General features: G+C 69.1%; 17 protein-coding genes and 1 pseudogene. 9 read left to right on the top strand and 9 right to left on the bottom strand.

The window, feature by feature from the left end; all coding sequences use genetic code 11:
* Positions 1-167: 167 nt before the first annotated feature.
* The gene (locus OSC27_RS11835) at positions 168-1,433 is read right to left on the bottom strand and encodes a D-arabinono-1,4-lactone oxidase (RefSeq protein ID WP_267181647.1); all 1,266 of its coding nucleotides are present in this window, start codon (positions 1,431-1,433) and stop codon (positions 168-170) included.
* A gap of 104 nt (positions 1,434-1,537) precedes the next feature.
* On the opposite strand from OSC27_RS11835, the gene OSC27_RS11830 reads away from it, so the two are divergent.
* Positions 1,538-2,449: a phosphoribosylaminoimidazolesuccinocarboxamide synthase gene (locus tag OSC27_RS11830; protein WP_267181646.1), complete on the top strand. Its 912-nt coding sequence runs from the start codon at positions 1,538-1,540 to the stop codon at positions 2,447-2,449.
* Between the two features lie 7 nt (positions 2,450-2,456).
* Here OSC27_RS11830 and OSC27_RS11825 read toward each other — a convergent pair whose 3' ends face one another.
* The 3 genes from OSC27_RS11825 to OSC27_RS11815 form a co-directional block, all read right to left on the bottom strand.
* Positions 2,457-3,992, bottom strand: coding sequence for a DHA2 family efflux MFS transporter permease subunit (locus OSC27_RS11825; RefSeq protein WP_267181645.1), 1,536 nt, complete (start codon positions 3,990-3,992; stop codon positions 2,457-2,459).
* Positions 3,993-4,101: 109 nt separating this feature from the next.
* Positions 4,102-4,665, bottom strand: a complete 564-nt coding sequence (locus tag OSC27_RS11820) for a PadR family transcriptional regulator (RefSeq protein ID WP_267181644.1) — start codon at positions 4,663-4,665, stop codon at positions 4,102-4,104.
* 66 nt (positions 4,666-4,731) lie between these two features.
* Positions 4,732-5,592: an alpha/beta fold hydrolase gene (locus OSC27_RS11815; protein WP_267181643.1), complete on the bottom strand. Its 861-nt coding sequence runs from the start codon at positions 5,590-5,592 to the stop codon at positions 4,732-4,734.
* A gap of 85 nt (positions 5,593-5,677) precedes the next feature.
* Here OSC27_RS11815 and OSC27_RS11810 point away from each other — a divergent pair, with 85 nt between their 5' ends.
* Positions 5,678-5,932, top strand: coding sequence for a phosphoribosylformylglycinamidine synthase subunit PurS (locus OSC27_RS11810; RefSeq protein ID WP_267181642.1), 255 nt, complete (start codon positions 5,678-5,680; stop codon positions 5,930-5,932).
* Positions 5,932-6,627, top strand: a complete 696-nt coding sequence (gene purQ, locus OSC27_RS11805; RefSeq protein ID WP_267181641.1) for a phosphoribosylformylglycinamidine synthase subunit PurQ — start codon at positions 5,932-5,934, stop codon at positions 6,625-6,627. Before OSC27_RS11810 ends, purQ begins: the two co-directional genes overlap by 1 nt.
* Before the next feature lie 310 nt (positions 6,628-6,937).
* Here the strand turns inward: purQ and OSC27_RS11800 are convergent, their stop codons facing one another.
* Complete coding sequence (locus OSC27_RS11800) at positions 6,938-7,579, bottom strand: TetR/AcrR family transcriptional regulator (RefSeq protein WP_267181640.1); 642 nt, start codon at positions 7,577-7,579, stop codon at positions 6,938-6,940.
* Positions 7,580-7,766: 187 nt separating this feature from the next.
* Here OSC27_RS11800 and pdhA point away from each other — a divergent pair, with 187 nt between their 5' ends.
* From pdhA to OSC27_RS11780, 4 genes are all read left to right on the top strand, one after another.
* Positions 7,767-8,906: a pyruvate dehydrogenase (acetyl-transferring) E1 component subunit alpha gene (pdhA, locus tag OSC27_RS11795; RefSeq protein WP_267181639.1), complete on the top strand. Its 1,140-nt coding sequence runs from the start codon at positions 7,767-7,769 to the stop codon at positions 8,904-8,906.
* On the top strand, positions 8,903-9,901 hold the full coding sequence (locus tag OSC27_RS11790) for an alpha-ketoacid dehydrogenase subunit beta (protein ID WP_267181638.1): 999 nt from the start codon (positions 8,903-8,905) through the stop codon (positions 9,899-9,901). The genes pdhA and OSC27_RS11790 overlap by 4 nt, the downstream gene beginning before the upstream one ends.
* Positions 9,902-9,922: 21 nt before the next feature.
* Positions 9,923-11,386: a dihydrolipoamide acetyltransferase family protein gene (locus OSC27_RS11785; RefSeq protein WP_267181637.1), complete on the top strand. Its 1,464-nt coding sequence runs from the start codon at positions 9,923-9,925 to the stop codon at positions 11,384-11,386.
* Positions 11,387-11,466: 80 nt separating this feature from the next.
* The gene (locus OSC27_RS11780) at positions 11,467-12,462 is read left to right on the top strand and encodes a hypothetical protein (protein ID WP_267181636.1); all 996 of its coding nucleotides are present in this window, start codon (positions 11,467-11,469) and stop codon (positions 12,460-12,462) included.
* 104 nt (positions 12,463-12,566) lie between these two features.
* Here the strand turns inward: OSC27_RS11780 and OSC27_RS11775 are convergent, their stop codons facing one another.
* Positions 12,567-13,748 (bottom strand): mechanosensitive ion channel family protein, encoded by a 1,182-nt coding sequence (locus tag OSC27_RS11775; protein WP_267181635.1) that lies wholly within the window; start codon positions 13,746-13,748, stop codon positions 12,567-12,569.
* Positions 13,749-13,888: 140 nt separating this feature from the next.
* Between OSC27_RS11775 and OSC27_RS11770 the strand changes: the two genes are divergently transcribed.
* Positions 13,889-14,395, top strand: a complete 507-nt coding sequence (locus OSC27_RS11770; RefSeq protein ID WP_323374086.1) for a DUF3817 domain-containing protein — start codon at positions 13,889-13,891, stop codon at positions 14,393-14,395.
* Here OSC27_RS11770 and OSC27_RS11765 read toward each other — a convergent pair.
* On the bottom strand, positions 14,364-15,569 hold the full coding sequence (locus OSC27_RS11765; RefSeq protein WP_267181634.1) for a mechanosensitive ion channel family protein: 1,206 nt from the start codon (positions 15,567-15,569) through the stop codon (positions 14,364-14,366). The two genes, OSC27_RS11770 and OSC27_RS11765, sit on opposite strands and share 32 nt — an antisense overlap.
* A gap of 130 nt (positions 15,570-15,699) precedes the next feature.
* Between OSC27_RS11765 and purL the strand changes: the two genes are divergently transcribed.
* The gene (gene purL / locus OSC27_RS11760) at positions 15,700-18,039 is read left to right on the top strand and encodes a phosphoribosylformylglycinamidine synthase subunit PurL (protein WP_416348850.1); all 2,340 of its coding nucleotides are present in this window, start codon (positions 15,700-15,702) and stop codon (positions 18,037-18,039) included.
* Positions 18,040-18,046: 7 nt separating this feature from the next.
* Here purL and OSC27_RS11755 read toward each other — a convergent pair whose 3' ends face one another.
* Positions 18,047-18,988 (bottom strand): SDR family NAD(P)-dependent oxidoreductase, encoded by a 942-nt coding sequence (locus OSC27_RS11755; RefSeq protein WP_267181633.1) that lies wholly within the window; start codon positions 18,986-18,988, stop codon positions 18,047-18,049.
* 161 nt (positions 18,989-19,149) lie between these two features.
* Positions 19,150-19,443, bottom strand: a pseudogene (locus OSC27_RS11750) (chorismate mutase); the annotation flags it as partial.
* Positions 19,444-19,597: the final 154 nt, after the last annotated feature.

The following is a 19,597-nucleotide window of genomic DNA, read 5'->3' as shown; positions in this document are numbered from 1 at the left end:
AGCGGGTTGACGAGCCCGTGCTGCAGCGGGTTGACGAGCCCGTGCTGCAGCGGGTTGAGGAGCGCCGCAGGCGCGTCTCGAAACCCTGCGCCTATCGGGTTTCGAGACGCCCGCTACGCGGGCTCCTCAACCCCCGTGGCCGTCGCCGTGCCAGCTCCTCAACCCGCTCAGCCGCCGACGACGTGGCGCTCGAGGAAGGCGTTGCGGAACACGCCGCGCGGGTCGTACCGCTCGGCCAGCGCCCTGAATTCGCCGATGCGCGGGTACCGTCCGGCCACCCGCCCGTCACGGTCGAGGAACACCTTGCCCCAGTGCGGCCGCGCGCCGAACGGCTCGAGCGCCGCCTCCACGTGCACGAGCGCCGCCTCGACCGCCGCCTGGTCGCGCACCCAGGTGAAGTGCAGCCCAACGGTGTCGCGCCCGTACGCCTCGCTCAGCCACAGGTCGTCGCCCGCCATCGTGCGGATCTCCGTCACCTGCAGCACCGGCCGCACCTGCTCCGCGACGCCCCGCAGCGCCTCGATCGCCTCGACGGCGCGCTCGCGAGGCACCAGGTACTCCGACTGGATCTCCTCGCCGTTGCTCGGCGTGAACTCCAGCCTGAAGTGCGGCAGCCTCTCGTGCCACGGGCCCGCAACGCCGAGCTGCGCGGTGCAGTTCACGGGTGACATGGTGGGTAGCATATGCACGCTCTCGCTCGCGGCCTTCGCTTCGAAGAGAGCGGATGCGGGCGCCGCGCTCCCCGCGACGCCCGTGCGCGACTTGACCCACACCTGGCTGACGGCATCCGCACCCCAGTCGGTGAACAGGCTGACGCTGTAGCCGAGGGAGGTGACCTCGTCGAAGTGCTCGAGCGCGCTCTGCCACGGCAGGTCGAGGTAGACGGTCTGGGCGATCTCGAAGGCGGGCTGGATCTCGAGGGTCACGGCCGTGACGACGCCGAGCGCGCCGAGGGAGACGACGGCGCCGGCGAAGTCGTCGTCGCCGCGACGCAGCATGACGAGTTCGCCGTCGGCGCGCACGAGCTCGAGCGCTGTGACGGCCGTTGCCAGGTTGCCGTTGCCGTCACCGGAGCCGTGGGTGCCGGTGGCGACGGCCCCCGCGACCGAGATGTGCGGAAGCGAGGCGAGGTTGTGCAGGGCCCAGCCGCGGGCCGCGAGGGCGATCGCGACGTCACCGTAGCGCTGGCCCCCGCCCACCGTGACCGTGCGGGCCGCCTCGTCGATCTCGATGCGCGGCGGCATTGCGTTCAGGGCGATGAGGGTGCCATCGTCGCTGCTGTCGGCGAGCGCGTTGAAGCTGTGCCGGGTGCCGAGGGCGCGGGCGTGCGTGGCGCCGGAGACGACCTCCTGCAGGCGTTCACGCGTGTCGGGGCGCTCGATCGTCGCCGCCCGGTACGTGTAATTGCCAGCCCAGTTGAGTTCGCCCGCCATCGCCATCTCTCATTCGTTGTTCGCCCGTACAAACCTACGGTGTCGGGTGCGGCGCCGACGAACGCCGGCCGGCCCGCGGCATCCGTCGCCCTATCATTGTGGGCGTGACCTCGACCCCTGAACTACCTGGTTTCACGCACGCGTATTCGGGCAAGGTGCGCGACCTGTACGTGCCCGAGAGCGCGTCGGGGCTCGACGATGCGCCCGTCGTGCTCATCGTCGCCAGCGACCGCGTGAGCGCGTTCGACCACGTGCTCGAGCCGCCGATTCCGGGCAAGGGCGAGCTGCTCACGACGCTGTCGCTGTGGTGGTTCGACCGGCTCGACGGCATCGCGAACCACCTGGTGCCCGACCACGTTCTCACGGGCGACACGGCGGTTGAGCGGATTCCGGATGCGGTGGCCGGCCGCGCGATGCTCGTGCAGCCTCTCGACATGTACCCGGTCGAGTGTGTGGTGCGCGGCTACCTCACGGGCAGCGGATGGGCCGAGTACCAGGCGTCGCAGAGCGTGTGCGGCGTGCCGCTGCCCGCCGGACTCGCCAACGGCGACCGGCTGCCCGAGCCCATCTTCACTCCCGCGTGGAAGGCGCCGCTGGGGCAACACGACGAGAACATCTCGTTCGAGCGCACGGTCGAGCTCGTGGGCGAGGCGGTGGCCACGCAGCTGCGCGTCCGTTCGCTCGAGATCTACCGGAGGGCGTCCGCTCTGGCGTTCTCGCGTGGGCTCATTCTGGCCGACACGAAGTTCGAGTTCGGCGCCGACCGGGTGACGGGCGAGACGCGGCTCGGCGACGAGGTGCTCACGAGCGATTCGAGCCGGTATTGGGATGCGTCGGCCTGGGCAAATGGTGCGACGGCGGCCGAGCGCATGGCCAGTTTCGACAAGCAGCCGGTGCGCGACTGGCTGGCCGCGAACTGGGACGGCTCGGGCGCGCCGCCGGCGCTGCCCGCCGAGGTGGTCGACGGCACAGCAGCCCGCTACCGCGAGCTGCTGGACCGCCTCACCCGCGACTGAGCCTGCCTCATTGCGCCGGTCGTGCCGCCTCGTGCGCGCCCTCGCCCGCCGTGCGCCGGGTGATCGGCGTGCTCGCCGTCGACTCCCACGCCTGCCCGCGCTTCGGGTTCGCGAAGAACACCACGATGAGGGCGCCGAGCACCGCAACGGCCGCGGGCAGCAGCAGCGTCTGAGCCATGGCATCGGTGAACCCCTGATGCAGGGCGGGCGGCAGCGTGCCTCCGCCGGCGAACGAGCCGACGTTCGCTCCCCCGGGCATCTTGGGCAGCTCGGCCGCGAGCCGCGCCTGAATCAGAGCCGCGATGGACGCGCTGCCGAGCACGGCACCCACCTGTCGGGTCGCGTTGTAGACACCCGATCCGGCGCCCGCGTCTCGCGGCGGCAGGTTGTGGGTTGCCGTGGTCGACAGCGGCGACCAGATTCCGGCGTTCGCGAGGCCGAGCAGCGCGCTGGGGGCGAGTAGCATCCAGATCGAGGCGCCCGGACTCAGCAGCGCGGAGTACCAGACCAACGAAGCGGCGAGCAGAAGCATGCCCGCCACGGCGATGTAGCGCGGCGGGAAGCGGTCGACGAGTTTGCCCGCTACCGGCGCCAGGCCGCCGGAGAGCAGCGCCATCGGAACCAGCATGAGGGCGGACTGCGTCGGAGTCAGGCCGAGCACGATCTGGAAGTAGAAGATGAGCGGCAGCGACAGGCTCGTGATCGTGAAGCCAACGGTCGTGATTCCCGCGTTGGCAAGGGAGAAGTTGCGGTCGCGGAAGAGCCGGAGCGGCAGCAGCGGCTCGGCGCGGTTGAAGTGCTGCCACACCACGAACCCCGCGAGCACAATGATGCCCGCGATGATCAGGCTCCACACTGAAATCGGCCCGATGATGGTGCCCCAGTCGTAGTTCTCGCCCTCCTGAATGCCGAACACAAGCAGGAACATGCCCACCGCGCTGAGCACGACGCCGAGAATGTCGAAGCGGTGCGAGTGCGTCGTGAGCTTCGGCACGAGCCGCCAGGCCAGCACGAACGCCACGATGCCCACCGGCACGTTGACGAAGAAGATCCACTCCCAGCCGAAGCCGTCGACCAGCACGCCGCCGAGAATCGGGCCGACGAGCGTCGCCACGCCGGCCACCGAGCCCCACAACCCCATGGCCGCGCCGCGCCGATCGGGCGGGAAGGTGCGGGTGATGACCGACATCGTCTGCGGTGTCATGAGCGAAGCCCCGAGCCCCTGGAACACACGGGCGGTGATCAGCATGTTGATGTCGCCCGAGAACCCGCACCAGGCGGATGCCGCGGTGAACAGCACGAGGCCGATCAGATACAGGTTCTTGGGGCCGAAGCGGTCGCCGAGGCGGCCGGTGATGAGCAGAGGCACGGCGTATGCCAGCAGGTACGCGCTGGTGACCCAGATGACCGAGTTGATGTCGGTCTTCAGGCCCTCCATGATCTTGGGGTTCGCCACCGACACGATGGTCGAGTCGACGAGGATCATGAAGAAGCCGACGACAAGCGCCCAGAGTGCCGGCCACGGCCGAGCGGTGTTTTCCATGCGGGGTTCCTAAACGTTCTGAATGGATTCTTCTCAGAGTGTGAAAAAGATGAGGTGAGCGGATGCCGGTGCGCCGATCTCGTCGACGAAGACGACTACGAGTGTGCCGCTACCATCCGACATCGCCCGAGCGGATCTCGCCCACGAGGGTCGTGATCCAGTCGATCTCTGCGCGGTTCATGGCCTGCAGATAACGGATGTCGAGCCAGTACTTCTTCTCGACCGTCTTGCTTTTGACCTCAACCGCCCCACCTGAGAGATATTCCGCTTCGGCGCGAAGTCGCACAAGGCGTCGCTCGAGCAGTTCGAGCACGGTCTCCTTCGGCAGGTTGTGCGCCTCGGCGATGGCCAGGGGGAACCCGGGGAACTCGTTGACGGGGGTGGCGAGCATGTCGGCAACGCGCTCGGTCAGGCTCAGCTGCCCCGCCTCCGTGATCTCGTAGGTTGTGCGCTCGGGCCGGTTGCCCTCGCGTTCGGTCCCGGTGGAGCGCACCAGCCCATCCCGTTCGAGCCGCCCAACCGTGTGGTAGAGCGATCCCGGCCGCACCTTGACGATGCGATCCTCGGACCGTTGGATCAACAGCTGGTACATCTCGTACGGGTGCATCGGCCGCTCGGCGAGCAGCGCGAGAGCGGCTATGCCGAGCGGAGTCACCTCTGCGCGAGCCGTCATCCGATTACCCCTCCTCAACTATTCCAGATGGAATATACCACACCGGCTACATGAACTGGCGAGGCATCAGCGCCGACCCACCTCCGCAAGCCAGTCGAGTGCGACCGGCAGCGCCCTCAGCACTGAGACGTGACCGTCACGGGGTCGCACCCACAGCTCGGCGTTCGGCAACGCGGCAAGCATCGCGCTGGCGTGCCACGGCGGCACCACCCGATCCAGCCCGCCCTGCACGAGGAGCACCGGCGCGACGACCTGCGCGACGTCGATGCCCCACGCCGTTGTGAACGCCACGTCGTCATCGACCTCGCCGTCGGTACCCGCACGTCCCGCCCGCATGGCGTCCTCGCCGAGAGGCGCCCACTCGCCGGCGAGCGCCTGCCAGTCCGGCTCGATAAAGCTCGACTCGTCGAACTCGGCCGTCTCGGCGTATCGCGCCCGAGCGTCGCGGCCGTGCAGGGCAGCCTGCAAGCCGCCCGGCGACGCCATTCCGGCAAACCAGCCCGGCTCGCTCGAATACGGCGCGACCCCCGCGAACACCACCGCCCCGAACACCCGGTTCGGAGCGAGCGCAGCGCACGCGATCGCATGCGGGCCGCCACCCGACGCCCCCATGACCGCGAACGCATCGACCCCGAGCGCGTCGGCCACGGCGATCACGTCGGCGGCAGCATCCGCTACGTGTCGGCCGGGCAGCGCCGATGTTCCCTCGTATGCGGGGCGCGCGCACGAGACCACGCGGATTCCCCGCGCGAGCGCCTGCCGCAGCACGGGCTCGATCACGCGGCCGGTTTGCGGCGTGCCGTGATGCCAGAAGAGCGTAGGGCCGGCGCCGCCCGTGTCGTAGTAGCGCACACTTCGGCCGCCGGGCAGCCGCAGCTCACGGCCGCTGCTCTCGGTGCCTTCGCTGGTGTTCTCGCGCTCGTTCATTCGGCCTCCTCGATGCCGCGGCCGGCGATTCTGTCGCATCGAGACTAGGCGCCGCACCGTTCATGCGCGACGGTACAATTGCCGCGTGCCCACCATCGTTGTAGAAGTCATGCCCAAGGCCGAACTGCTCGACCCGCAGGGCAAGGCGGTCGCCGCCGCGCTCGAGCGAACCGGCCACGGCACGTTCGGTGTGCGCGTCGGCAAGCGTTTCGAGATCACGAGCGACGGCCCAGCGGATGCCGCGACCCTCGCGGCCGTCGAGGCCATCGCGCGCGACGTGCTCTCGAACGGCGTGATCGAGGACGTCGTCGGCGTGCACGTCGTCGAGGAGGCGCGCTGATGCGCATCGGCGTCGTCACGTTCCCAGGCTCGCTCGACGATCGCGACGCGCTGCGCGCGGTGCGGCTCGCCGGCGCGGAGCCGGTGGCCCTCTGGCACGGATCGCACAGTCTCGAGGGTGTCGACGCGCTCGTGCTCCCCGGCGGCTTCAGCTACGGCGACTACCTGCGCTGCGGCGCGATCGCGAGCCTCTCGCCGATCATGAGCGAGGTGATCGCGGCGGCGAAGGGCGGCATGCCCGTACTCGGCATCTGCAACGGCTTCCAGATGCTGACCGAGTCGCGCCTGCTGCCCGGCGGCCTGATTCGCAACGACCACGGCACCTTTATTCGCCGCGACCAGCAGTTGCGCGTCGAGAACGCGTCGACGGCCTGGACCAACGCGTTCGAGACCGGCGACGAGATCACGATCCCGCTGAAGAACGGCGAGGGCTCGTTCGTCGCCTCCAGCGAGGAGCTCGCCAGACTCGAGGGCGAGGGGCGCGTGGTGTTCCGTTACCTCGGCGTCAACCCCAACGGGTCGCTGAACGACATCGCCGGCGTCACCAACGAGCGTGGCAACGTCGTCGGCTTGATGCCGCACCCCGAGCACGCGACCGAGCCCGGCTTCGGTCCGGACACGACCGCCGCGATGCGCAGCGGCGTCGACGGCCTGCGCTTCTTCGCTTCGGTGATCGAGGCGACGATCGCCGCCTAGCAATCCGCCTCACCGCACCTCGCGCACCTCGCGCACCCCGCGCACCTCGCGCAACCCGCGCACCCCGCACCGCGCACCTCGCGCACCCCGCCGCCCCGCGCACCCCACACCTCGCCGAAGCGGCCGACCTTCTCTGCCCCATCCCGCCCGCGACTTCCCGTCCTCCTGCAGCGAGAGGCCAAAAATGGCCCTCATTCCAGGGTTTTAAGGGCGACTTTTGGCCTCTCGCGGTCTGTGCGGGGAGATGGGGCAGCTCAGGCCGCGTGCAGCCGCCAGCCACTGCCCGGCCAGGCCGCGCGGCGGGTGGCGCTCAGTCGAGCGGCATCGCGGCGAGCGGGGAGCGCTCGAGTCCCAGCGTCGCGAGCGCGGCCTGTGCGTGGGTGTGCGCGCTCTCCTCACTGATCGCAGGCACGAGGCCGAGGAGGCGCTTACGGTGTTCCTCGCCGAGCAGCAGGATGAAGAGCGACGGGGCGAGCCCCGCGGCATCCGCTGGTCTTTCGTCTGCCAGGTGCTCGGCGAGGCGGGCGATGTGCCGCGCGTCACCGTTGTCGTGCAGCGTCTGTGCGAGCTCGGGGAAGCGCATCGACTCGGCGATGACCAGACGATGCAGCCCGACCAGCTCGGCCGAGTGCAGCCGGTAGACGATGCGCGTGGCGAGCGACTCGAGCGTGTCGCCGTCTGGCGCGAGGCTGCTGACGGTGGTGGCGAGACTGCGCACCATCTCGCTGAATACGCCCGCCTTGTCGCCGAAGTAGGCGTAGATGGTGCGCTTGGTGACACCGCCGGCGCGGGCGAGCTGCTCAACCGTCGCGTTCGCGTAGCCGTGCTCGAGGAACACGCCGAGAGCCTCGTCGAGAACGTGCTGCCGCCGGCTGGCACGCTCGTCTGCGGTGGGCCGCCCCCTCTTGCGGGCAGGATGCGCGGCGGTATCCTGCACGGTACGAGCCGCCATGCCGACCTCCTCCCGGCGCCGCCTCACGCACCCGGATGAGGGGTCCCGCAACGGCGTCCTTGATATACAATGATACGGGACAGTGTCATTATTTACGCTGTGTCATCACCATGACAATCAGAACCACACCGGCCACCACGCCGGACCGGTCGGCCTCAGAAGGGCCGACGAAGGGAGTCCCTTTCGAATGAGCGCTCAAGCGAGTGCCGCGCGGAAGACGACGCAGGGCAAGGGCGCCGCGTCGCGAAGCAAGGCAGCGAAGGCAACCACGGCACCTGCCGAGAAGGCATCCGTCGATACGCAGCAGCTGATCGACTTCTACCGGGGCATGATGCACATTCGCCGGTTTGAGGAACGCGCCGCTCGTGCATACACGCAGGCGCTCATCGGCGGCTACTGCCACCTGAACCTGGGCGAAGAGGCCGCGGTCGTCGGCCTGCTCGGCGCGCTGCGCGACGATGACTACCTCTTCACCAACTACCGCGAGCACGGCTACGCACTGGCGCGCGGCATCGACCCGAATCGGGTGATGTCCGAACTGTACGGGCGCGTCGACGGCGTCTCGAAGGGCTGGGGCGGGTCGATGCACATGTTCGACATGACCAGCCGGCTGCTCGGCGGCTACGGCATCGTCGGCGGCCAGCTGCCGCTCGCGACCGGCGCGGCCCTCGCCATCGACTACCGCGGCAGCGACGAGGTCGTCATGTGCACCATGGGCGACGGCACCACGAACATCGGGGCGTTCCACGAGTCGCTGAACATCGCGGCGCTGTGGAACCTGCCCATCGTCTACGTCGTCATCAACAACAAGCTCGGCATGGGCACGACGGTCGACAAGTCGTCCGCCGAGCCCGAACTCTACAAGCGGGCCTCGTCGTACCGCATGGCCTCCGAGCGCGTCGACGGCCTCGACCCCGTGGCGGTGTACGAGGCGACGAAGCGCGCGACGGCGTCGGCCCGCGACGGTAAGCCGTTCCTGCTCGAGGTAATGACGGAGCGCCTCAAGGGGCACTCGGTGGTCGACCCGGCCAAATACCGCTCGGCTGACGAGATCGCCGAGCTCAAGCTCAACGACCCGGTCGTGAACTTCGGCAAGAAGCTCGTCGACGACGGCGTTCTCACCGAAGACGACCTGGCGAAGATCGACGAGGAGTCGACGAAGCTGGCGGCCGACGCGGCCGAGTTCGCTGCCAACAGCCCGCATCCTGATGTCGAGACGCTGTTCGACTACACCTACGCAACCCCGGTTCCCAACGACTCGCGCCGCCTGCCCGGCCAGCCGCTGTTCGAACCGGCACCGATTCCCCAGGCAGGAGCCGCCAAATGAGCATCATGACGTACCGGCAGGCGCTGCACGACACGCTGCGCGCCGAGATGCTGCGCGACGAGAACGTCTTCGCCATCGGCGAGGAGATCGGCATCTTCGAGGGCTCGTACAAGATCACGGCCGGGCTGCTGAAGGAGTTCGGCGAGAAGCGGGTGCGCGACACGCCCATTGCCGAGGAGGGCTTCACGGGCGCCGCGATCGGCGCCGCCATGCTGGGGCTTCGCCCGGTGGTCGAGATCATGACCATCAACTTCTCGCTCATCGCCATCGACCAGATCATCAACCACGCGGCGAAGATCTACGGCATGTTCGGCGGCCAGGCCAAGGTGCCCATGGTCATCCGCACGCCCGGCGGCGGCGGTCAGCAGCTTGGCGCGACGCACTCGCAGAACATCGAGCTGTTCTACGCGTTCGTGCCCGGCATGAAGGTGGTCGCGCCGTCGACGCCGGCCGACGCGAAGGCGCTGCTGCTCGCGGCGATCCGCGACGACGACCCGGTGCTGTTCCTCGAGAACCTCGCGCTCTACAACACCAAGGGCGAGGTACCTGACGACGACACCCCGGCCGAGATCGGCAAGGCCGCGGTCACCCGCGAGGGCAAGGACATCACCGTCATCGGCTACTCCCGCATGGCGCACGTGGCGCAGCAGGTCGCCGAGCAGCTCGCGGAATCAGACGGCCTCGACATCGAGGTCGTTGACCTGCGCAGCCTGCGCCCGCTCGACCGCGAGACGATCATCGAGTCGGTCAAGAAGACCCACTCAGCGGTCATCCTCGAAGACGACTGGCTCACCTACGGCATCGGCGCGGAGATCGCGGCCAGCATCTCGGATGGAGCGTTCGACTACCTCGACGCCCCGGTGCGCCGGGTCGCGATGGCCGAGGTGCCGCTGCCGTACTCCAAGCCTCTCGAGACGGCCGCGCTGCCGTCCGCGGACGACGCGATCGGCGCCATCCGCCAGACCCTCGATGCCGTCGGGCACCGCCGCAAGTAGACGAACAACGGGCGAACAATCATGATCGAAATCACCATGCCGCGCCTCTCCGACACCATGGAGGAGGGCGCAATCGCGACCTGGCACAAGAAGCCGGGCGACAAGGTCGAGGTCGGCGACGTGCTCGTCGAGATCGAGACCGACAAGGCCACCATGGAGTACGAGGCGTACGAGGCCGGCACCCTGTCGAAGATCCTCGTCGACGAGGGCGAGCTCGTCTCGATCGGCACGCCCATCGCCCAGATCGACGACGGCAAGGGTTCTGACACAAGCGAGCAGGCACCGGATGCCGCGGCGAACGCCACGCCGTCAGACGCGAGCGCGCCCGCCACCGAGGTCTCCGCCGGGTCGCAGGTCTCCGCGGAGAAGAGCGACGGCGCCGCCCCGGCACCTGACGAAGGCGCGGAGACCGTTGACGCCACCGAGCGCGAGGCTGCCACGTCGCAGGAGTCGGACGAGACTCCCGCAGAGCCCGCCGCCGCCCCCGGCGGCCGAGTGGCAGAAGACGGCGAGCGGATGTTCGCGTCGCCGCTCGTGCGCAAGCTCGCACGCGAGAACAACCTCGACCTGAGCAGCGTCAAGGGCACGGGCCCCGGCGGCCGCATCATCCGCAACGACATCGAGGCGCTGCTGGAGGGCGGCGCTGCGGCGGAGTCCGCCGCACCTCACGCGGGCGCGGCCCCGAAGGGTAGCGGCGCCACGGGCGGGGCGAACGCGAAGGGCGGCGCTGCTCCGGCATCCGCTGCTGAACCGAAGAACGCTGACGCGAAGCCCGACGAGAAGCGCGCCTCGGAGGCCGTGCCGATGAGCAGCGTGCGCCGCGTCATCGCCCGCCGCCTCGGCGAGAGCGCACGCAGCATTCCGCACTTCTACGTGACCGCGACGGCCGACGCCGAGGAGCTCGTGAAGCTGCGCGCCGACCTCAACACGCAGCTGGTGGCCGCCGGCCGGCCGAAGGTGAGCATCAACGATCTGCTGATCCGCGCGAACGCGCTCGCCCTGCGAGAGCACCCGCTCGTGAACGCGTCGTACATCGACGACCAGTCCACGTCCATGCTGGTGCACCACCGCGTGAACGTGGGCGTCGCCGTCGCCAGCGAGAACGGCCTCGTCGTGCCCGTGATCACGGATGCCGACACCAAGACCGTGACCCAGCTCGGCGCGGAGACGAAGAAGCTCGTGGGCCTCGCCAACGACAAGAAGCTCACGACCGATCAGATGTCGGGTGGCACGTTCACGATCTCGAACCTCGGCATGTTCGGGGTGGAGCAGTTCACGGCGATCATCAACCCGCCCGAGGGCGCCATTCTGGCGGTCGGCGGCACCAAGCGCGAGCCGGTCGTCGTGGGCGATGAGATCGTGGCGCACCACGTGATGCGGTACACGCTCTCGGCCGACCACCGCATCGTCGACGGGGCGCTCGCGGCGCAGTACCTGCAGACGCTGACGCGGCTGATCGAGAACCCCTGGACGATTATCGCGTAGGGTTTGCCGCGGCTCTTGCCGTGTTCGCGCGCCTGGTGTTGGATTCGAGGTGCCGTCCGCGCTGAGAAGAGGTCGCAATCGTGAAGGTGTTCTCCCTTATCCTGGCGGTGATCGTCGCTTCCGCCCTTGAGATCGGCGGACTGCTTCTCGTTGTCCTCTATGCTCCATCCGCAGCGTTCGGCGTAACGATTCTTGCCGTCCTCGCCGTAACGGCGCTGGTCTACGGGCCGCTGATGTTGGGCTCGATGACGGCCTACTGGAACATGACGAAAACCGTCAGCGACCGAGCGTACTTCAGGCGCTGGCTTTGGATCATCGTGGGAATCGAAGCGCTCGGAGCGATCGCAATGATCATCTTCGCCCTGCTCGCCCCGGCGCCGTGGTGGCTCCCTGTAACCTTCATCGCGGCCGGGCTAGTCCTGACCCCGCTTTCACTCGTCGTGGGAAGAGCCCTATACCGCCACGGAGAGGCTCACAGTAGACCGGCCTTGGTCTGGTCACCGGTCACGCGAAGCGAGATGCTTCGAAGGGTCGCCGTCGTCGCGATCACCTTCGTCACTGTGCTTGTGCTTGGCCTGGTCGTGTTCGGTCTGATTGAGTCGGGGTCCGGCCACGCTCTGACGCGCCCGGGGACGCTGATCTCGTTTGCGCTTCAGTTCGCGCTGCTTGCGGCCGCTTTCGCCTGCATTGTCATCACAGTGCCCCTTAATCGACGCCTGCGGGACGCAGTGGGCGGTGAACTGGGCACAATTCGCAAGGTTTCCAAGGTGGTGTTGCGGAAGAGGCCCGTGCACCTCGACGAGGACGAGCAAGCCGCTGCCGCACGATACGCAGCAATCATTCCCGCCACGCTCGCCTTCACCATCGGGTACGTCACTCTTCTCTACGTCGCCCTGGGAATACAGCAGATTCGGCTCATGACGCAAGGCTTCGACGCGACGTATTCGGTGGTTTACACGGGGGCACTGGTCGTTGTTCTCCTCGTGGCCGTGCCCTTCTTCACCCTTCGTGTGAGGCGCGCCCGACGATATGCGCGAGATCATATGGAATTCGCTGTTCCGAATGATGAGAGCTGAACCAGCCCGTTCAGCGGATGCGGGGCAGGGTTTCGAGACGCGGCCTCCGGCCGCTCCTCAACCCGCCTGGCGGCCTCGGCCGCTCCTCAACCTGCTTGACGGGCTCAGTGCGCGTCGCGGGAGCGGCGCTGGATCGGGATCGACTCCGTGAACTGGGTGGCGCGCTGCTCGGCGTCGGCGCTGCCCGTGAAGAGTCCCTCGGCGTCGGCGTCGCCGCGGCGCGGGCGGCTGCCCCACTCGGGGTTCTGCTCGGCCAGCTGCACGCGTGAGCGCGGGAACGATTCCTCGCTCGAGCGGTGCATCCACGCGATGAGGCCCTCGCGCACGTAGCAGCGGAGGTCGAAGAGGGTGGGCGCATCCTTCGCCGTCACCAAAACGCGCACGCGCACGAAGCCGCCAACGGCATCCGTGACCTGAAGAACGCCGACGCGGTGGTCCCACAGGTCGGTGTGACCGAGCAGGCGGGCGAGCTCCTTGCGCATCTCGGCGGGCGTGATGCGCCAGTCGAGGTCGAACTCGACCGAGCCGAGCAGCTCGCTGTGCTGGCGCGTCCAGTTCTCGAACGGGGTGGTCGTGAAGTAGCTCGACGGCAGCACGAGCCGGCGGTCGTCCCAGACGTGCACGACCACATACGTGAGCGTGATCTCCTCGATCTTGCCCCACTGCTGCTCGACCACCACCACATCGTCGATCCGGATCGCGCCGTTGAACGCGAGCTGCATGCCCGCGAAGACGTTCGCCAGCGTCGACTGCGCCGCCACGCCCGCGATCACGCTGATGATGCCGGCCGAGGCGAGCACGCTGGCCCCCGCCGCCCGCGCACCGGGGAACGTCAGCAGGATCGCCCCGAAGCCCACCACGACGGCGGCCACCACCGTGAGCCGCCTGATGATGAGAACCTGCGTGCGAATGCGCCTGGCCACGCGGTTGTCCGGCGTGTCGAGGCGGTAACGGCTGAGCCCGAGATCCTCGAAGAAGATGACGAGCGCGCACGCGAACCACGCGCCGGCGGCGATGGTGGCGATCAGGAGCAGATGGTGCAGGGAGCCCGCCCATCCGCTGTCGAAATGCGCGGGCATGCTGATGCTGAACGCTGCCCACAGGGCGATGACCATGAGCAGCACCCGGAACGGCGCCCTGGCGCGCGCCGAAAGCAGGCGGGCCCATGCCTCCCTGCGGGCGATCAGCCGCACGACGGCGCTCACGATGACCGTGGCGATCACGGCGGCGGCGATCGCAGCGAGGCACGCGACCAGCAGCCCGAGCCAGGATCTGAGTTCGAACACGATGCTCCCCTCGGTTGACGCACCCAGAGTAAGCGCGCGGGCTGAGGTACGCCGTTGCGTCGCGGCGACGGTTCCGTGCACACCGCATTCAAACTTTGGTTGGATGCGCGGCGCCCCGCCCCTCAGCGAGCATGGAGAGCGTGACCGAAACGATCTCCGCCCCCGCCCCCGCCTCCGCCTCCCGCGTGACCCCGCGCCTCTTCTACCGCGTGCTCGCGATCGCCGAGGCCGTCACGTGGACGCTGCTCATCGCCGGCATGCTGCTGAAGTACGTGGCAGGGCTCGGCTCGCTGCCGGTGCTGATCGGCGGCTCGATCCACGGGCTCGTGTTCATCACCTACGCACTCACGGCGGTGCTGGTGGGCGTCAACCAGCGCTGGCGTGTGCCGACGATCGTGCTCGCCGTCGCCTCGGCGATCGTGCCGTACGCGACGATCCCCTTCGACGTGGCCATGGACCGCCGCGGCGCCCTCGACGGCGAGTGGCACCGCGAGGCGAGCGACGACCCGCGCGATCAGACGTGGGTGCGGCGCCTGCTGCGCTGGTTCCTCACGCACCCGGCGACGCTGATCACCCTGTTCGTGGTGGCCGTCATCGCGATCATGACGGCGCTGCTCATCGTGGGTCCGCCGGGCGGGTGGAAGTAGCGGGCTCGGTTTCGGGCTCGGGTTCCGGCTCCCGCAGCTCGGGCGGGCGCGTCTCGTCGCCCTTCGACGGAAGCTGCCCGTCGTCGCCGGCCGCGAGATCAGCGTGCCCGCCACGGGTCGCCCGAGCGCGCGGGAACGACTCGCCGTCACGCTCGATGGCCTGGATGCGCATGCGCGGCAGCCCGGCCGGGTTCTGCTTCTGCAGCCACAACAGCATCTCCTCGCGCACGACGCGCGTGAGGTCGAACATGGCGAACGCGTCGGCGGCGCTGACCAGCGCACGCACCTGAACGAAGCCGCCGACGGTGTCGGTGACGCGCAGGGATGACGCCTCGCCGTCCCATAGGTCACTTTCGGCGAGAATGCGGTCGAGTTCGGCGCGCATCCGCTGGATGTCGACGCCCCAGTCGAGGTCGAAGAACACGGTGCCGAGCACGGCGGTGGAGTGCCGCGTCCAGTTCTCGTACGACTGCTGCGTGAAGTAGGTGGAGGGCAACACCAGCCGGCGCTCGTCCCAAATGCGCACGACCACATAGGTCAGCGTGATCTCCTCGATGTAGCCCCACTCGCCCTGCACCACCACCACGTCTTCGACGCGCACCGCACCGCTGAACGCCAGCTGCATGCCCGCGAACACGTTGCTCAGCGTGGACTGCGCGGCGAGGCCCGCGATGACCGAGACCAGGCCGGCAGAGGCAAGCACCGTGGCACCCACCGCCTGCACGCCGGGGAAGGTGAGCAGCGCCGCGCCCACCGCGATCACCACCGTCGCCACCACCGTGAGCCGCCGCAGAATGAGGAACTGCGTGCGGGCGCGCCGGGCCTGCCAGCCGTCGGAGCCGTCGGTCGCGTAGCGTGCGAGGCCGAGATCCATGAAGTAGATCGTGAGCGAGCCGAGGAACCAGGCCGCGGTCAGCACCACCAGCACGAGGAACACGTGGTGGATCACCTCCCGCAGCTCGCCAGACGGCCGCGGCACGAGCACGGCGGCCCACGCGAAGATCGCGGCGAGCAGCGCGACGAGCGGCAGCCGCAGCCGCCTGCGCAGCATGACGGCCCATTGCCGGTGATGCCCGAACGCGCGCACGATCAGCGAGAACGCGACCGCCGCCGCACTGACCACGATCGCGGCGACGAGAAGCGAGACGAGAAGGGTGATCCACTGGTCGACCATGGTGCCCCACCTTAGGTGCGCCCCGAGGCTCGGGGCGAATTGCAGAGCGGATGCGCGGCAGCAACCCTCGGTAGACTTGAGCCCGTTCGGCGTGCCCGATTCGCGCCCACGAGCCAAGGAGTCCTGCCGCGTGACTGAAGCTTCCACGCCCACCCAGCCCGCAGCATCCGCCCCCGTGCCCGACACCGTCGCGAACGCGATCGCGACGCCGGACCGCGAGCAGCCGTATGCCGCGCTCGGGTTGACGGCGGGCGAGTATGGGCGCATCCGCGAGATTCTGGGGCGCCGGCCGACGAGCGGCGAGCTGGCCATGTACTCGGTCATGTGGAGCGAGCACTGCTCGTACAAGTCGTCGAAGAAGTACCTGCGCCAGTTCGGGCAGAAGGTCACGCCGGCCATGACGAAGAACCTCATGGTGGGCATGGGCGAGAACGCGGGCGTCGTCGATGTGGGCGAGGGCTGGGCGGTCACGTTCAAGGTCGAGAGCCACAACCATCCGTCGTACATCGAGCCGTTCCAGGGTGCGGCGACCGGCGTGGGCGGCATCGTGCGCGACATCATCTCGATGGGCGCCAGGCCCGTGGCGGTCATGGACCAGCTGCGCTTCGGCAAGATCGACGACCCAGACACCGCACGCGTCGTGCACGGTGTCGTCTCGGGCATCTCGTTCTACGGCAACTGCCTGGGTCTGCCGAACATCGGCGGCGAGACCTACTTCGACCCGGTGTACCAGGGCAACCCGCTCGTCAACGCGCTCTCGGTGGGCGTGCTGCGGCACGAAGACCTGCACCTCGCGAACGCCCGCGGCGTCGGCAACAAGGTGGTGCTGTTCGGGGCACGCACCGGCGGCGACGGCATCGGCGGCGCCTCCATTCTGGCTTCGGACACGTTCTCTGCCGGAGGACCGACCAAGCGGCCCGCGGTGCAGGTGGGCGACCCGTTTGCCGAGAAGGTGCTGATCGAGTGCTGCCTCGAGCTGTTCGCGAGCGAACTCGTCGAGGGCATTCAAGACCTCGGCGCGGCCGGCATCTCGTGCGCGACCAGCGAGCTCGCCTCCAACGGCGACGGCGGCATGTTCATCGAGCTCGAGAACGTGCTGCTGCGTGACCCCTCGCTCACGGCTGAGGAGATCCTCATGTCCGAGAGCCAGGAGCGCATGATGGCGGTCGTCGAGCCGTCGAAGCTCGAGGGCTTCCTGGCCGTGACCGCCAAGTGGGACGTCGAGACGAGCGTGCTCGGCGAGGTCACCGACACCGGCAGGCTCGTCATCAACTGGCACGGCGAAGAGATCGTCAACGTCGAGCCGCGCACCGTCGCCGTCGACGGGCCGGTGTACGACCGGCCGCTCGCCCGGCCGGCGTGGCTCGACGCACTACAGGCGGATGCGGCATCCGCTCTGCCTCGCCCCACTGAGCCTGCCGTCTTGCGTGAGCAGTTCCTCGCGCTGCTCGGAAGCGCCAACCTGGCCGACAAGAGCTGGGTGACGAACCAGTACGACTACTTCGTCGGCGGCAACACGGCGCTGGCGTTCCCCGACGACGGCGGCATGATCCGCGTCGACGAGCAGAGCGGGCTCGGCTTCGCGATCGCGACCGACGCGAACGGCCGCTACTGCCAGCTCGACCCGCGGCAGGGCGCCAGGCTCGCGCTCGCCGAGGCGTACCGCAACGTGGCCGTGACGGGCGCTGTGCCGGCCGCCGTCACCGACTGCCTCAACTTCGGCAGCCCAGAGAACCCCGAGGTCATGTGGCAGTTCTCCGAGACGATCGAGGGGCTGTCAGACGGCTGCCTCGAGCTCGAGATCCCGGTGACGGGCGGCAACGTGTCGTTCTACAACCAGACGGGGTCGGCGCCGATCTTCCCGACCCCGGTCGTGGGCGTGCTCGGCGTGATCGATGACGTCGCGCGCCGGGTTCCGAGCGGCTGGCAGGATGCCGGCGACAACATCTATCTGCTCGGCATCACCCGCGAGGAGCTGGGCGGCTCGGCGTGGGCCGGCACGATCCACGGGCACCTCGGCGGCCTGCCCCCGGCGGTCGACCTGGCGCGCGAGAAGAGCCTCGGCGAGCTGCTGCACGCCGGCGCCATGGAGGGCCTCATCGCCTCGGCGCACGACCTCGCCGACGGCGGCCTCGCGCAGGCGCTGGCCGAGGCCGTGATGCGCTTCGGCGTCGGCGCGCGAGTCTGGCTCACCGAGATCATGGAGCGCGACGGCGTGGATGCTGCCACCGCACTGTTCTCCGAGTCGACGGGTCGCGTGCTGGTCTCGGTGCCGCGCGAGGACGACGTGAAATTCAAGGGCCTCTGCGAGGGCCGCGACTACCCGGTGCTGCGCATCGGCGTGACGGATGCGGAAATCGGCGTGCAACCGGTGCTCGAGGTGCAGGACGTCTTCACGGTCGGCCTCGAGGAGCTGCGCGCGACGCACACCGCGACGCTGCCAGAGCACTTCGGGGCGGTCGTCGGGTAGGTTCGCGTCAGAGCGCGAACGGCACCCCGGTGTACTGCTCGGCGAGCTGCCAGAGCCGCGCGCCCACGGCGGGGTCGACGCTCGTCGCTGTCGGCGTCGCCCTCGCGGGTGCACCCCGCGTGAGCAGGCGCGGCCCGACGTACTCGCCGCCGCCGAGGCCCACCTCGGTCGCCGCCCGCACGGGCGCCCACGCGCCGTGGTCCTTGCCCTGCGCGAACGCCGACTGCAGAACGCCGGCGAAGCGCCGCCCGCGCGTCGGCTCGTTCACGCCGGGAACCCGCGGCGTGAGCCCACTGATCGAGTACCCCGGATGCGCCACCACGATTCTCACCTCGCTGCCGCCCGCGCGCAGTCGCCGATCCAGCTCGAACCCGAACGCCTGCACTGCGATCTTCGACTGCGCGTACGCCTGCCACCCGCTGTAGGAGCGCTCGAGCTGCAGGTCATCCAGACGAAGCGAGGCGAGCCGGCTCGCGAGGCTGCCGAGCGTGACGACGCGCGCCTCGACCGCCTCGTGTGCCGTGCGCTCGAGCGCGGGCATCGTGAGCGCGACGAGCGCGAAGTGCCCGAGAAGGTTGGTCGCGAGCACGAGTTCGTTGCCGTCGACGCTCACCTGCCGATGGCGCGGCGGGTGCACGATGCCGGCGTTCGCGACAAGCACGTCCACCCGGTCAAGCGAGCGGATGCGCTCGGCGGCTTCGCGCACCGAGCCGAGATCGGCGGTATCGAGCGGTATGAGGTCGAGCCGCGCGCTGGGGGTACGCAGGCGGATGGCGTGGGCTGCGGCATCCGCTCTGCGTGCGTTTCTGCAGGCCAGCACGACGTGCGCGCCGGCGGCGGCGAGCTGGGCGCTCGTGAAGAAGCCGAGCCCGGCGTTCGCGCCCGTGACGACGACCGTGCGGCCGCTCTGGTCGGGCAGTCGGTTGGGGTCCCAGTGTGGGGCGGTCACCGGGATGCGCGGGCGGAGCTGTCGGCGGGTGCGGCCGAGTGGGGCGGTCACCGGGTTGCGCGGGCGGAGCTGTCGGCGGGTGCCGCCGACCCGAGCGCTCCTGAGTCGTTCGACGCCGACCGGCTGCTCGAAGCGCCCTGGCCCTGCTCGCCCGGCCCACCGCGCTGCCCGGCAGCCTCGATGTGGTGATGAATCACCTCGGCGACGACGAAATTGAACCACTTCTCGGCGAACTCGGGGTCGAGGTGGCTCTCCTCAGCGAGCGTGCGCAGCCGCTGAATCTGCTCGCGCTCGCGAGCTGGGTCGGCGGGCGGCAACCCGTGCTCGGCCTTGAGAGCGCCCACCTGCTGGGTGAACTTGAACCGCTCGGCCAGCAGGTGAACGAGCGCCGCGTCGATATTGTCGATACTCCGACGGATGCTGTGCAGCGTCGCAATCGCCTCGTCTTCTGTCATCGTGGCCCATCCTGCTTGCTCGGCGGCACCTGACGTGAGTCGGCACCCGGTCCGCGACGATTGTATCGAGTGCGGCCGTTCCGCCCCCGTTTCGGGCTGCCCGCCACTCGCCTCTGCCTCTGCCTCTGCCTGTGCCCTGCCCTGCCCTGCCCTG

The organism is Microbacterium sp. STN6 (genome assembly GCF_026410545.1).
Classification (GTDB): domain Bacteria; phylum Actinomycetota; class Actinomycetes; order Actinomycetales; family Microbacteriaceae; genus Root112D2.
The sequence above is the reverse complement of the archived record's forward strand: the minus strand, read 5'-3'. Positions and strand labels throughout refer to the sequence as shown.

Bases quoted from the DNA above. Each gene is read 5' to 3' on its own strand.
- OSC27_RS11835 (WP_267181647.1), bottom strand. From the start codon at position 1,433: ATGGCGGGCGAACTCAACTGGGCTGGCAATTACACGTACCGGGCGGCG.
- OSC27_RS11825 (WP_267181645.1), bottom strand. From the start codon at position 3,992: ATGGAAAACACCGCTCGGCCGTGGCCGGCACTCTGGGCGCTTGTCGTC.
- OSC27_RS11820 (WP_267181644.1), bottom strand. From the start codon at position 4,665: ATGACGGCTCGCGCAGAGGTGACTCCGCTCGGCATAGCCGCTCTCGCG.
- OSC27_RS11815 (WP_267181643.1), bottom strand. From the start codon at position 5,592: ATGAACGAGCGCGAGAACACCAGCGAAGGCACCGAGAGCAGCGGCCGT.
- purQ (WP_267181641.1), top strand. From the start codon at position 5,932: ATGCGCATCGGCGTCGTCACGTTCCCAGGCTCGCTCGACGATCGCGAC.
- OSC27_RS11800 (WP_267181640.1), bottom strand. From the start codon at position 7,579: ATGGCGGCTCGTACCGTGCAGGATACCGCCGCGCATCCTGCCCGCAAG.
- pdhA (WP_267181639.1), top strand. From the start codon at position 7,767: ATGAGCGCTCAAGCGAGTGCCGCGCGGAAGACGACGCAGGGCAAGGGC.
- OSC27_RS11790 (WP_267181638.1), top strand. From the start codon at position 8,903: ATGAGCATCATGACGTACCGGCAGGCGCTGCACGACACGCTGCGCGCC.
- OSC27_RS11785 (WP_267181637.1), top strand. From the start codon at position 9,923: ATGATCGAAATCACCATGCCGCGCCTCTCCGACACCATGGAGGAGGGC.
- OSC27_RS11765 (WP_267181634.1), bottom strand. From the start codon at position 15,569: ATGGTCGACCAGTGGATCACCCTTCTCGTCTCGCTTCTCGTCGCCGCG.